The sequence below is a fragment of the Streptomyces sp. NPDC003635 genome (assembly GCF_053587635.1).
In genome coordinates this window covers 1-12,703 of record NZ_JBSFOK010000039.1, presented here as the reverse complement: position 1 = coordinate 12,703, position 12,703 = coordinate 1, and the positions used below count along the sequence as shown (strand labels likewise).

Here is a 12,703-nt window from a genome sequence, read left to right as displayed (position 1 = left end):
GCCGGGGAGGGTCTTCGACGCCACCACCGACCTCGAAGGGGTCCCGGGCGGCAACCTGGACATGGCCGACCGCAGGAGCCCGAAGGTCCTCGGGCCGGGTCGGCGGGCAGAGCCGACTACGGGCGGACTTCGATGCTCAAGGGCGACTCGGGGGGAGGCCGATGGGCTCGTCGAACGTTCACGACGACCGTGAGCAGTTGCTTGCCGGCATCGACCTCGCCATCGCTGGCGTCACGCTTCACCCGTCTGCGGCGTAGCCAGGGTTCTCCCGGCGTGATCGGGCTTGGCTTCGGAGCCGATTCGGGTGGCCGAGCGGCGGTCACCCGGGGCGCCACCAGCGGCCCCCGCTCTGGGCGCCTGGCTCCTGCATCCGTCCGCCGCGCCCCCGCCCGACGACGGACGCCTGGAGCCGCGCTTCGGAGTTCTGCCCCGCAGCTCCGGCAGTCGTATCGTTCTGGGTGATTTATGGTGACTCAAGGAGTATGCCCCTACCGGAGGTGCAAGGATGCGCGCCGCGGCAGCGATCGTCTCCCAGGCTGTCAGCGTGACGCTCATCGTCGCGACAGCGGCTTGTGACCAGGGCGGGGCGGAGCCGTCGGAACCCCGCTACGGAGACTGTTCGGTCACGGGTGAGTACGGGGAGTTCAACGTGTCGCCCGAGACGGCGGGCGCCCTGACGGTCAAGACGACCCTGCCCGCGCCTGGCTGGTGGAACGGGACCACGCCGGAGACCGTGAAGAGCGGCTACGAGTACTGCATGGCCGCGAACATCGCCTACCGGTCCGGGCTGGACCGGGTGCAGGTGGAGAACGCGCCCTTCCCCGAGGTCGTGTCGGGCCGGACCAAAGACTTCGACCTGGCCCTGGCGCAGATCACGATCACCCCGGAACGGAGCAAGGTCGCCCAGTTCTCCCCGCCCTACCTCTCCTCGACCCTGGGCGTGCTGATCAGGGAGGGCGAGAACATCAACGAGGACAACATCCGGGACGTCCGTATCGGGGTGGCCGAGGGCACCACGGGTGAGGAGTTCGTCGAGAACCGCCTCAAGCCGACCAAGCCCGTCACCGCCTTCCCCAACGACCCGGAGATGGTCACGGCGCTGGAGGAGGGCCGGATCGACGCGGTCGTCCACGACACGACCATCCTGCTGGCGTATCCCCAGAAGCAGGAGATCAAGGTGAGCCTGGTGGGTCAGTACCGCACCGATCAGGGGTACGGCGCCCTGTACCCGATGGGGTCACCCAACAAGAACGAACTGGACCGGATCATCAGGCAGCTGATCGACGACGGTACTCTCACCAAACTGTCGGCCGTCTATCTCGGTGCCGCTTTCGGCCAGGACCCGGCGAAGATCCCTTACCTCAAGGTCGAGGACGGCTCCTGACACTCCGGGCGTGCGCACGCCCAGGGGCGGCCCCGCTCTCACAGGTCGGCCATCAGGAGATCGCCGAGATCTCCGGCGGCTTCGGCGTCGAGTGCCAGCTCAGCCCAGATGATCTTGCCTCGGTCGGTGTACCTGGTGCCCCAGCGGCGGGACAGCTGCGCGACCAGGAACAGACCGCGGCCCCCCTCGTCGGTGAGGGTCGCGCGGCGCAGGTGCGGAGAGGTGCTGGTGCCGTCGGCGACCTCGCAGATGAGGCTGTCCCGGTCGTGCAGTAGTCGCAGACTGATGGGGGTCTTTCCGTACCGGATGGCGTTCGTCACCAGTTCGCTGAGGATCAGCTCGGTGGTGAAGTCGGCCCCGACGAGCCCCCAGGACTGCAGCCTCCGGGCGGCCTCGGCGCGGATCCGGGGGACGGCCGCGGGGTCGGCGGGCACGTCCCACTCGGCGACCTGTTCCGGGTCGAGCAGCCGGGTGCGTGCCACGAGCAGGGCGACGTCGTCATGCGACCTGGTGCGCAGCATCGCGTCGAGTACGGCCGTACAGGTGGCGTCCGGGCCGGCGCCGTCCGTGGCGGCGAGCGCCTGCCTCAGCAGGCCGAGCCCGGTGTCGAGGTCGCGGCCCCGGGCCTCGATCAGGCCGTCGGTGTAGAGGACGAGGCGGCTGTCGGCGGCCAGCTGCAGTTCGGCCGTCTCGACCGGCAGGCCTCCTCCCACGCCGAGGGGCGGGGAGACGGGGATGTCGGGGAAGGTCACGGAGCCGTCGGGTGAGACCAGCGCCGGACCGGGATGACCGGCCCGGGCGAGAACACACTGCCCGGAGACCGGATCGTAGACCGCGTACAGACAGGTGGCGCCGGTGACGGCATCGGTCTTGCCCTGGGCCGCCGAGTCCTCGTCGATCCGGGTGATCAGGTCGTCCAGGCGCACGAGCAGCTCGTCCGGGGACATGTCCAGGGCGGCGAAGTTGTGCACCGCGGTCCGCAGGCGCCCCATCGTCGCGGCGGCGTGCAGACCGTGTCCCACGACGTCGCCGACCACCAGGGCCACCCGGGCACCCGGCAGCGGAATGACGTCGTACCAGTCGCCGCCCACCCCCGCTTGGGCCGGCAGGTAGCGGTGACCGACCTCCAGGGCGGACAGCTCGGGCAGCGCGCCGGGCAGCAGGCTGCGCTGGAGGGTGACGGCCGTGGTGTGCTCACGGGTGTAGCGGCGCGCGTTGTCGATGCACACGGCCGCCCGTGCGGCGAGTTCTTCGGCGGGAGACAGGTCGTCCGTTTCGAAGGGGTCCTGTTCCAGACGCCAGAACTGCACGACGCCGAGCGATTGGCCTCGGGCCTTGAGCGGCACCGAGATCATGGAGTGGACGCCGTAGTCGATGATTTTCTGGGACAGCTCGGGGTCCTGGGCACGCCAGCCGTCGGCCATGGAGAGGTGCGCCACCAGGACCGGCCGACCGGTGGTCATGCCGACGGCCACGGGGTTGCCGGGCACGTAGTGCCTCGGTGTGCCAACAGGTTGAAAGGGCGTCTCCTCCCGGATGCCCGCGGCGGCGATGCGGCGCATGTCCAGCCGCACACCCGTCGGTTCATCGCCGAGGAGCACGGGCTCCACCAGCTCGACGGTGGCGAAGTCGGCGAAGCGCGGCACCGCCACTTCGGTCAGCTCCTCGGCGGTGCGCGTGATGTCGAGGGTGGTCCCGATCCGGGTGCTGGCCTCGTAGAGCAGTTGCAGGCGCCCGCCGGCCAGGTCCGCACGGCCCGCGAGGGCGCGCAGCTCCGTGGTGTCCCGCAGGGTGGCCACGCTGCCGCCCTTGGGGCCCACCGGCCGCACGTTGACCGCGAGCAGGATGTCCCCGGCGAGGAAGACCTTGTCCGTGGCCGCCCGGCCCGAGCCGAGCAGTTCGGCCAGGTCGTCGCTCAGCCCGAGTCCGGTGACCGGCCTGCCCTCGGCCTTGGGCGGCAGCGCGAGCAGTCGGCGGGCCTCGTCGTTGGCCAGCAGCAGCGTTCCGTCACCGTCCAGAATGATCACGCCTTCACGGACCGCGTGGAGCACCGCGGCGTGGTGCTCGTACATGCGGGTCATCTCCTCCGGCCCCAGACCCCGCGTCTGGCGCCGCAAGCGCCCGCTGACCAGTGCCGACCCGCCCGCGGCCAGCAGCAGGGCGACCCCGCCGGCGGCGAAGATCACCGGTAGTTGGTGCTCCACCACACTGGTCACCTTGTCCACGGTGACCCCGACGGTGACGAGGCCGACCGCGGTCCCCTTCTCGTCGAAGACCGCCACCGTGGAGTCGACCGCCTTGCCCAGGCTGCTGTCGAACGTGGTCTGGTGGGGCTCGCCTTCGAGGGCCTGGTCGTAGGTGGTGGAGACGTGCTTGCCGATCTGCTCCGGGTCCGGGTGGGTCCACCGGAAGCCGTAGGGACTCAGCGCCACGACGTAGTCGACGTCCGTCTTCTCGCGTACCGCCTCGGCATGAGGCTGGAGCGCCGCCGTCGGGTCATCGCTCTGCATCGCCTCCGCGGTGCCCGGGGCGTTCGCGAACGACTCGGCGGCCACCAGTGACCGGTCGGCGGCTTCCTGGATCGCGCGGTTGCGGTCCTGGATCACCAGCGCCACCACGGCCGTGGCGATGAGCAGCAGGACTACCGCGAGCTGCAGCAGGAAGACCTGACCGGCGACGGTGCGCGGCTTCAGCCACGACAGCCGACGTCGGCCGGCCGTACCGTGACGGGCCCCCTCATGGCCGGATTCCGGCGGCCCCGCCTCCGGCGGCAACCGGTCACCCCGCTGGCTCGCCGGGATATTTCGCCCAACATTGCCCATTTCCTCAGTATCAGTGACCGCCCCGGCGGGCGCGGCTCAGAACGGGCTGGCCGGGCCGGTGCCACGGCCCGCAGGGCAGTCGATCCCGACGCTCAGCGCTGCGCGGCAGGCGTGCCGCGTGCGCGCCCGCAGGCGCACCAGGCTCAGCCGCTCCTGCCCGAACGGCGGGCCGGCAGTTTGCCCAGTTCCCACAGCAGCAGCAGCGCGACCGCGGCCAGCAGGGCCCAGCCGAACTGCCGCGCGTTGATCTCGGTGGTGCCCAGCACGCGGCGGAAGCCGTCCATCTGCGTCGTCAGCACGGCCAGGGCCAGTTGTGCGAGCGCCACCCAGTTCATCTGCTTGCTGTCGAACGCGGACGGCGTCAGCACGGTGCCCGTCTCACTGCGGCACTCGAACGCGGCCACGACCAGACACAGCGCGAAGGCCGTGAACGCGATCGACTGACCGATCTCCACACTGTCGTAGAGCGCCTCGCCGATCCTGATGAGCCCGAGCAGTCCGCAGGTGATGGCGAGCCCCCCGAGCCCGACCGTGACCAGCACGGGCCGGGTGAGCACCGACTCCCCACGCGGCCGCGGCCTGCGCCGCATCAGCCCCGGGCTCTCCCGGTCGAAACCGAGCGCGAAGCCGAACGAGGCGTTGACCACGAAGTGGATCCACAGCACCTGCGGCGGCGTGAACGGCTCACCGCCCGCGAGGTTCAGCACGGTCGCACCGAGGAACGTCAGCACGAAGGTGACCAGCAAAAGCAGCACGAACCGGATGTACTTGGTGAGGTTGTCGAAGATCGTCCGACCCTGCTCCACGGCGTAGACGATGGTCGCGAAGTTGTCGTCGGAAAGGATCATGCGGGCCGCGTTCTTCGCCACGTCCGTGCCGCTGCCCATCGCGATGCCGATGTCGGCCGCCTTGATGGCGGGCGCGTCGTTGACGCCGTCCCCGGTCATCGCCACGACCTCGCCCTTCTTCTTGAGCGTGTCGGCGAGCAGCACCTTGTGCTCCGGCGCGACCCGTCCCACCACCCCGATGCCGTCGATGCGGGCCAGCCGCTCCTGCTCGCTCATCGCCGCGAAGTCGGCGCCCAGCAGGGCCTCGCCGGGAATGCCGATCTGCCGGGCGATGGCCGCCCCGGTGGTGACGTCGTCGCCGGTGATCAGACGGACCCTGACGTGGGCCGCCCGGGCGTCGGCCACCGCCGCCTTCGACTCCTTGCGCGGCGGGTCGACCATGCCGACAAGGCTGGTCATACGCAATCCGGTGACGTACGAGAGCAGGTCGCCGTCCGCGTCGAAGACGGCCGGGTCCAGATCCCGGGTGGCCGCGGCCATCACCCGGCGCCCCTCACCGCCCATGCGCTCGGTCTGCGCCTCGGCCCGCTGCCGCAGCTCCGCGTCCCACGGGATGCTCTCACCGGCCGCCAGCGCGGTCGACGCCCGGGCCATCACCGCCGGGGCCGCGCCCTTGACGAAGCAGCGTACGACCGGTCGCCCGGAGCCGTCGGCCGTAGCGTGGAACGTGGCCATGAGCTTGTACTCGGGGTCGAACGGCAGCGTCGCGAGCCGGGGCAGAGCCTCCCGGGTGGCGTCCGCGTCGAGCCCCGCCTTGTGGGCGAGCACCAGCAGCGCGCCCTCGGTGGGATCGCCCACGACCTCGCCGTCCACCAGCTTGGCGTCACTGGCCACGACATACGGCAGGATCGCGTCCTCGATGCCCGCCGAGGACCCCGCGGCGTGGTGGACGCGCCCCTGGAGTTCGTAGCCGGTGCCCGAGACGGTGTAGCGGTCGGTGGGGCTGATGACCTCGACCGCGGTCATCTGGTTCATGGTCAGGGTGCCGGTCTTGTCCGAGTTGATCGCCGAGGTGAAGGCGAGGGTCTCGACCGAGGGCAGTTCCTTGACGATGGCGTTGCGCCTGGCCAGATTGAGGCTTCCGACGGACAGGATCGCCTGGGTCACGGTCGGCAAGGCCTCGGGTATCGCGGCGATGGCAAGGGACACCGCGCTCACGAACAGCACGTCCCAGGCCTCGCCCCGGCTGCGGCCCAGCGCGAACATCACGATCATGGTGAGGGCGGCCGCTCCGGTGATCCACAGCGTCAGCCGGTCGAGTTCCCGGGTGAGCGGTGGCACTTCCTTCTCGGTGGCCGCGAGCATGCCGGAGATCTTGCCGAGTTCGCTGTCCGCGCCGACGGCGGTCACCACGAGCAGCCCACTGCCATGCGTGACCGGGGTGTTCATGAACGCCATGCAGGTCTGCTCGCCCGGCGCCAGTGCCCGCCCGCCCGGCAGGGTGACGGCGTCCTTCGCCGCGGGGACGCTCTCCCCGGTCAGCGCCGACTCGTCGATCTGCAGGGCACTGGCCATGATGATCCGGCCGTCGGCCGGCACCTGGTCCCCGGCCGACAGGAGCACGATGTCACCGACGACGAGGTCCTCCGCGGGGATCTCGGCCTCGGTGCCGTCCCTGCGCACTCGCGCGCCGGCCTTCAGCATCGACCGAAGGGCGTTCATCGCGCTCTCGGCCTTGCCCTCCTGACGCAGGCCCACGACCGCGTTGAGCAGAGTCAGTACGGCGAGCAGGATGCCGGTGGTCCATTCCTGGATCAGGAACGACACCACGGCCGCGGCCACCAGGACGAGCTGCATATAGCTGCGGTACTGGGCGAGAAACCGGCGCCAGGTGGGGATCCGGGTTTCCTCGGGCAGCGCGTTGGGGCCGTGCGCGCCGAGAAGCTCGGCGGCGCGCGCGGCGGTGAGACCGACCGCAGGGTCGACGCCCAGTGCGGTCACGACGGCCGCGGGGGACCGGGCGTACCACTGTTCGCCCGGCTGCTCCCGCCCCGGTCCGGCCGCGGAGTCCTGGTGCACCGTCATCTCTGCCTCCGATCCGGGCCGGTCGTGAGACAGGCCCTATCGGCGCTTCATGACCAGGTTGCTCATTACGAAGGCTTCGTCGGGTGCTTCGCGCCGTGTGCTCGGCGTCGGGTTGGGGGAGGGGGATACGGGGGAGTCAGGACAGTTCCAGTCGGTGGACAGTCACGTACTTCATATGCCGCGGCCTCCTGCCTGCCCTGCCCAGTCTCGCCCGGCGCCGTCGCAGGCGAGCCATGCCCACCCTCATTCTGAGATCGGCCGGACAAGATCGCCCGCCCAGGAGCACACCGGAGATGAGGAACAATCGCGCTCGGGCCTCGCCGTCCGGCCCGTCATGCGCCTTCACTCGACGACGCCTACGCTTGACTCGTCGCCGCCGGGCACAGGTGGGGGACCTCCGCATGAAGCGGGTGGCGGTTCGACTTGCCGTAGCACCGTAACCGGAAGGCAGCCCCGTCATGGCCACAGCTCCTGAGTTCGACACCCCCGTCCTCGACACGATCGCCGCGATGACGATCGATTCCCTCGAGCACTGCCGCATGGACGAGCACACGCTGATCCTCAGTCGCATCGCCGCGCTCGTGGCCATGGACGCACCCGCGATCTCCTACCTGGCTCACATCAACCCCGCGATCAAGGCCCAGTTCACCGTCGAGCAGCTGCAGGATCTCCTCGTCGCGATCGCACCGGTCGTGGGAACAGCACGCGTCATGTCGGCGTCGGGCCACATCGCCCAAGCCTTCGGCGTCGCCCTCGCCATGGCCGAGAGCGAGGCCGAAGCCATCGCCCAGGCCGAAGCCGACAGCCGCACCACCTCCTGAATCGCCAACGTCCCAGGCTGCCTCGCCAGGCAACCTGGGACGCCCCTGTGACACCGGCGCCATCGAGAAGGTCGTGAAACTCAGCCTTTGCAGGCCATGAGGCCCGTGTGCTGCGCGCATCTGTGCACAGGCCATCTCTCCGTATCAGTGACCGGCCCGAAGGGCGCGGCTCCGACGGGCAAAAATGCCCCGCCCGTTCCCGCCCCCGCTCCTACACTCTGGGTACGCGTCCGGCTCCAAGTGGCCGGTGCGTCATACGTGTTCCGAGTTCGGATTCGAGGGGAGGCCGGCAGTGCGTACCGCCATCGCTGTCGTCGCCCCCGGGGCACGGTTCGACGTGATCCTCGTGTCTTCGTGAGCCCGGTGCCCGCCGCGCGGCCGGCACTGGAGATCCCGGTCGAAGCCCGTCGCTGAGCCCTGACCTGCCCCCGTCCGGCCCTCGTGGTCGTCGCGGACTGCCGTTGGGCGCATTCCGCGGTCTTCGTCCGCCCCATCGCGCTGCCGCTGCATCACTCACGACACACGTAGAAGGGCCACAAGGCCGTGCGTACCGACCTCACACTCCGCGCGCTCCACGCCGTCCGCAACCTCGGCATCCTCGCTCACGTGGACGCCGGCAAGACCACCGTGACGGAGCGGATCCTGTTCCTGACCGGCGCCGTCCACAAGCGGGGCGAGGTGCACGAGGGCACCACCGTCACCGACTTCGACTCCCAGGAACGCGACCGGGGCATCACCATCTTCGCGGCGGCGGTCAGCTGCGACTGGGACGGACACCGGATCAACCTCATCGACACCCCGGGCCACGTGGACTTCGCCGACGAAGTGACGCGCTCGCTGCGCGTCCTCGACGGCGCGGTGGCGGTGTTCGACGCCGTCGCAGGCGTCGAACCGCAGAGCGAGGCGGTGTGGCGGGAGGCCGACCGGCACGGGGTCCCCCGCCTGGCGTTCGTGAACAAGATGGACCGGGCGGGCGCCGACCTGGACACGGCCGTCGCGTCGATCCGGGAACGGCTGGGCGCCACGCCCCTGGTGGTGCAGGTGCCCATCGGCCGCGAGGACGGCTTCACGGGCGTCGTCGACCTGGTCCGGATGCGGGCCGTGGTGTGGCCCGGCGACACCGGCGCGTTGGAGGAAGGCCCGGTGCCGGAGAACATGCTCGCCGAGGCGATGCGGCACCGCTTGGCACTGGACGAGGCCGTCGCCGAACTGCATCCCCGAGCGCTGGAGGAGTACTGCGCCGACGGTGCCGTCTCGGAGACGACACTGCGCGCGGCGCTGCGCGAACTGACCGGCACGGGTGAGGCCGTGGTGGTGCTGTGCGGTTCGGCGTACCGCAACCGCGGCATCGAGCCGCTGCTGGAGGCAGTGGTGGCGTATCTGCCTTCGCCGGCGGACGTGCCCGCCGTGCGCGGCACGATCGACGGAACCGAGCAGGAACGGGCCGCCGATCCCGCGGCGCCGCTGGCCGCGCTGGCCTTCAAGGTGCAGGCGGCGCCCACCGGCCGGATGACGTACCTGCGGATCTATTCGGGCGTACTGCGAAAGGGGGACACCGTGCTGGACATGGGCGTGCGACGCACCGAACGGGTCGGCCGGATCCTGCGGGTGCAGGCCGACCGGCACACCGAGACGGACGTGGCCATGGCCGGGGACATCGTCGCCGTGATCGGTCCGAAGTCCGCGCGGGCCGGCACGACGCTGTGCCACCCGTCGGCACCGCTCGTGCTGGAACCGCCCGGTACGGCTGACCCCGTGGTGTCGGTGGCCGTCGAGGCCCGACGCGGCCAGGACACCGACCGGCTGGCCTCGGGGCTGGCCCGGCTGGCGGAGGAGGATCCGTCGCTGGTGGTGCGTACCGATCCGGAGACCGGCCAGACGCTGCTGTCGGGCCTGGGCGAGCTGCACCTGGAGGTGGCGGTGGAGAAACTGCGTCGCGACCGCGGGCTGGAGGTCTCGGTGGGCCGCCCGCAGGTGTCGTACCGGGAGACCGTGGTCCGCGGTGTGACGGGGCTGGTGTACCGGCACGTCAAGCAGGACGGCGGCGCCGGGCAGTTCGCCCATGTGGTGCTGGACGTCGAGCCGTTGGGCGCTGCGGACGGCGAGGCCGGCTTCGCGTTCTCCTCGACGGTGGTCGGCGGCCGGGTCCCGCGGGAGTTCGCCCGCGCGGTCGAGGCCGGTTGCCGGGACGCGCTGACGGAGGGGCCGCTGGGCGGCCATCCGGTGACGGGCGTACGGGTCACGCTCACCGACGGAGCCACGCACAGCAAGGACTCCTCGGAGCTGGCGTTCCGCGCCGCCGGCCGGCTCGGACTGCGTCAGGCCCTGCGGGCCTGCGTGGTGCGGCTGCTGGAGCCGGTCGCGGAGGTGACGGTGACCGTGCCGGATGACTCCGTGGGCGCGGTCCTGGGCGACCTGGCGGCGCGCCGCGGGCGGGTGTCGGCGTCGGCGACGCGCGGCGGTACGACGGTGGTGACCGCCACGGTGCCGTTGGCCGAGCTGTTCGGCTACGCCACCCGCCTGCGCGGACGTACCCAGGGCCGGGGCACGTTCACCACTCGCCCGGCGGGCTACGCGGAGGTTCCGCAGAACCTGACGGCGGGGGTGGCGGCACGATAGCCCGTCGTTGAGTCGGCCCCACACTCCGCGGAGTGTGGGGCCGACTGGCCCCAAGGCCCGACCATGAACGCTGGCGCAAGCATGTCGGGGGGAATGCACCCCTGCCTCGGCCACCGCCGCGCAGCCCTTTCCCGCAGCCGTGACGGGAGAGGGGCCCACGAGTGCGTGCGCTCGCGGTCCCGCCCGCGTGAGCAGAGCACTGACCGACGGGCGGCGGGCACGCGGGCGCCGGGTTGCGACCGCGGCTCAGGCGGCGACGATGGTACTGAGAAGTAGTCTCAGGCGCCCCGGGGCGTTGTGACTGCCTCTCCACGCCTACGGGCCCGTCCAGGGTGACAGTTGGGTGCCGGGTCGCGCTGTCAGCACCACCCAAGGGCGTCGGCCGACTCACTCCACCTCACCGTAGAGGGGCTCCGCAAGCCGCCCTCGTCGCGCACCACGTGCCTGTGAACCTGGGGAAACCTCATGGCTGAATCGAACGATCCGCTCGACTCGTGGACCTCTCGTCTGCTCCTGCTGGGGGAGGGCATCGCACCGGAGGCCGCCCGCACGTTCGTGCACGACCTCTACACCCATGCCCAGGCCGACCGTGACGAGGAACGGGAAGAGGCCGACCTCGAGCGAGAGGAATGAAGCGGATGGGCAGCTTGTCACCAGGGTTCCACGGTAAGAGCCACGCCTTCGCGGGCCGGCTGCCACCTGGGCAGTATCCGACGGAGTCGTTCCCCGTCCTGTCCGCCGGACCCACCCCTCACATCCCTGCCGACGAGTGGTCGTTCACCGTGGAGGACGAGAGAGGCGAGCGGCGCTCGTGGACGTGGGAACAGATGATGGACCTCCCGCAGGAGGAACCCACCGTCGACATCCACTGCGTGACCCGGTGGTCGAAGTTCGACACCGCATGGCGCGGGGTGTCCCTGGACGTGTTCCTGGCCGACGTGGAGACCGCTGCGGACTTCGTCGTCGCGGAGTCCTTCGACGGATACACCACCAACCTGCCCCTGGAGGACGTCACCGACGGCAAGGCATGGCTCGCGCACACCTTCGACGGATACGCGCTCTCGCCCGACCATGGCGGACCGGCCCGGCTCGTGATCCCGCACCTGTACTTCTGGAAGTCGGCCAAGTGGGTCAAGAGTCTTCGCCTCACCCCTGACAACGAGCCCGGTTTCTGGGAGTCGGCCGGCTACCACGACTACGGCGACCCCTGGCGTGAGCAGCGCCACTGGAGCGACTGATGCACGGCTGGCGACGGGCCCGGCTCACGGAGCGCACACACCAGACCGCGACCGGCCGCACGCTGAGGTTCGAGGTCCTCAAATGGCCGGGCCACCTGCCTGGGCAGCACGTCGACGTGCGGCTGACGGCCGACGACGGCTATCAGGCCGTACGGAGCTACTCGCTCGCGGCGCCCCCCGACACCGACACCATCGAACTGGGTGTCCAGGCCACGGAAGGCGGTGAGGTCTCCCCGTATCTCGCCGACACCCTGCCCGTGGGCGCCGAGGTCGAGGTCAACGGTCCGCTCGGAGGCTGGTTCGTGTGGACGCCGCGGCACCAGGGTCCGCTCCTGCTGGTCGCCGGAGGCGCCGGCATCGTGCCCCTCATGGCGATGGTGCGGGCACGGCGGTCCTCACTGTCCGCCCAGCCCTGCACGCTGCTGTACTCGGTCCGCGATCCTGACGAGGTCTGGTACGCGACCGAACTCGACGCCCTCGGTGACGGCATCGGCGTCCGGCGCCTCTACACCCGCACAGCACCGGCCGACGCAGAACGCGCCGCCGGGCGCATGACGGGGCGAGATCTTCGCGACCTGCCGCCCGCTGTGGGAGCCCGCTGCTATGTCTGCGGTCCCACCGGATTCGTTGAGCACGTCAGCGCCCTCTTCCTGGCCGCCGGATACGCGTCCGACCAGATCCGTACCGAACGCTTCGGCTGACCCACCCGCGTCGGCACGGTGAGGAACCCTGCCTTGACTGGCTCGCGCTGTAGGGGTTTCTGCTTCGTCGCCGACTGCCCGCCCGGAGTGCTCCGTTGAGGCCTTACACCGGCTCCACAGACAGACGCCGTCAGCCCGACGGCCAGAATCTTCTTCGCCGCGTTCACGTCCCGGTCGTGGGTCGTCCCGCAGCCGTCGCACGTCCACACGCGGACGTTCAACGGCATCCTTCCCTGCAAGGCGCC

Annotated in this window: 8 protein-coding genes and 1 pseudogene; 6 read left to right on the top strand and 3 right to left on the bottom strand. The window is 70.6% G+C overall.

Annotated elements, in window-relative coordinates:
- Positions 1-505 precede the first annotated feature (505 nt).
- Positions 506-1,384: an ABC transporter substrate-binding protein gene (locus ACWDRW_RS29545; RefSeq protein WP_451727991.1), complete on the top strand. Its 879-nt coding sequence runs from the start codon at positions 506-508 to the stop codon at positions 1,382-1,384.
- 38 nt (positions 1,385-1,422) lie between these two features.
- On the opposite strand, the gene ACWDRW_RS29540 is transcribed toward ACWDRW_RS29545, so the two are convergent.
- Positions 1,423-4,206: a SpoIIE family protein phosphatase gene (locus ACWDRW_RS29540; RefSeq protein ID WP_451727988.1), complete on the bottom strand. Its 2,784-nt coding sequence runs from the start codon at positions 4,204-4,206 to the stop codon at positions 1,423-1,425.
- A gap of 143 nt (positions 4,207-4,349) precedes the next feature.
- Positions 4,350-7,079 carry a cation-translocating P-type ATPase gene (locus ACWDRW_RS29535; RefSeq protein WP_451727986.1) on the bottom strand — a complete coding sequence of 910 codons (2,730 nt, stop codon included), beginning with the start codon at positions 7,077-7,079 and terminating at the stop codon, positions 4,350-4,352.
- 458 nt (positions 7,080-7,537) lie between these two features.
- On the opposite strand from ACWDRW_RS29535, the gene ACWDRW_RS29530 reads away from it, so the two are divergent.
- The 5 genes from ACWDRW_RS29530 to ACWDRW_RS29510 all read left to right on the top strand — a co-directional run bounded on the left by ACWDRW_RS29530 (position 7,538) and on the right by ACWDRW_RS29510 (position 12,458).
- Positions 7,538-7,900 (top strand): carboxymuconolactone decarboxylase, encoded by a 363-nt coding sequence (locus tag ACWDRW_RS29530; RefSeq protein WP_451727984.1) that lies wholly within the window; start codon positions 7,538-7,540, stop codon positions 7,898-7,900.
- A gap of 543 nt (positions 7,901-8,443) precedes the next feature.
- Positions 8,444-10,519 carry an elongation factor G gene (fusA, locus tag ACWDRW_RS29525; RefSeq protein ID WP_451727981.1) on the top strand — a complete coding sequence of 692 codons (2,076 nt, stop codon included), beginning with the start codon at positions 8,444-8,446 and terminating at the stop codon, positions 10,517-10,519.
- A 465-nt stretch (positions 10,520-10,984) separates the two neighbouring features.
- Positions 10,985-11,152 carry a hypothetical protein gene (locus ACWDRW_RS29520; RefSeq protein ID WP_451727979.1) on the top strand — a complete coding sequence of 56 codons (168 nt, stop codon included), beginning with the start codon at positions 10,985-10,987 and terminating at the stop codon, positions 11,150-11,152.
- Between the two features lie 5 nt (positions 11,153-11,157).
- Complete coding sequence (locus tag ACWDRW_RS29515; protein ID WP_451727976.1) at positions 11,158-11,757, top strand: molybdopterin-dependent oxidoreductase; 600 nt, start codon at positions 11,158-11,160, stop codon at positions 11,755-11,757.
- Entirely contained in the window at positions 11,757-12,458 is a 702-nt protein-coding gene (locus ACWDRW_RS29510) for a ferredoxin reductase (RefSeq protein ID WP_451727973.1), read from the top strand. The genes ACWDRW_RS29515 and ACWDRW_RS29510 overlap by 1 nt, the downstream gene beginning before the upstream one ends.
- Before the next feature lie 38 nt (positions 12,459-12,496).
- On the opposite strand, the pseudogene ACWDRW_RS29505 reads toward ACWDRW_RS29510, so the two are convergent.
- Positions 12,497-12,703 (bottom strand): annotated as a pseudogene (locus ACWDRW_RS29505) (zinc ribbon domain-containing protein); the annotation flags it as partial.

Bases quoted from the DNA above. Each gene is read 5' to 3' on its own strand.
- ACWDRW_RS29515 (WP_451727976.1), top strand. From the start codon at position 11,158: ATGGGCAGCTTGTCACCAGGGTTCCACGGTAAGAGCCACGCCTTCGCG.
- ACWDRW_RS29540 (WP_451727988.1), bottom strand. From the start codon at position 4,206: ATGGGCAATGTTGGGCGAAATATCCCGGCGAGCCAGCGGGGTGACCGG.
- ACWDRW_RS29530 (WP_451727984.1), top strand. From the start codon at position 7,538: ATGGCCACAGCTCCTGAGTTCGACACCCCCGTCCTCGACACGATCGCC.
- ACWDRW_RS29520 (WP_451727979.1), top strand. From the start codon at position 10,985: ATGGCTGAATCGAACGATCCGCTCGACTCGTGGACCTCTCGTCTGCTC.
- ACWDRW_RS29545 (WP_451727991.1), top strand. From the start codon at position 506: ATGCGCGCCGCGGCAGCGATCGTCTCCCAGGCTGTCAGCGTGACGCTC.
- ACWDRW_RS29535 (WP_451727986.1), bottom strand. From the start codon at position 7,079: ATGACGGTGCACCAGGACTCCGCGGCCGGACCGGGGCGGGAGCAGCCG.
- ACWDRW_RS29510 (WP_451727973.1), top strand. From the start codon at position 11,757: ATGCACGGCTGGCGACGGGCCCGGCTCACGGAGCGCACACACCAGACC.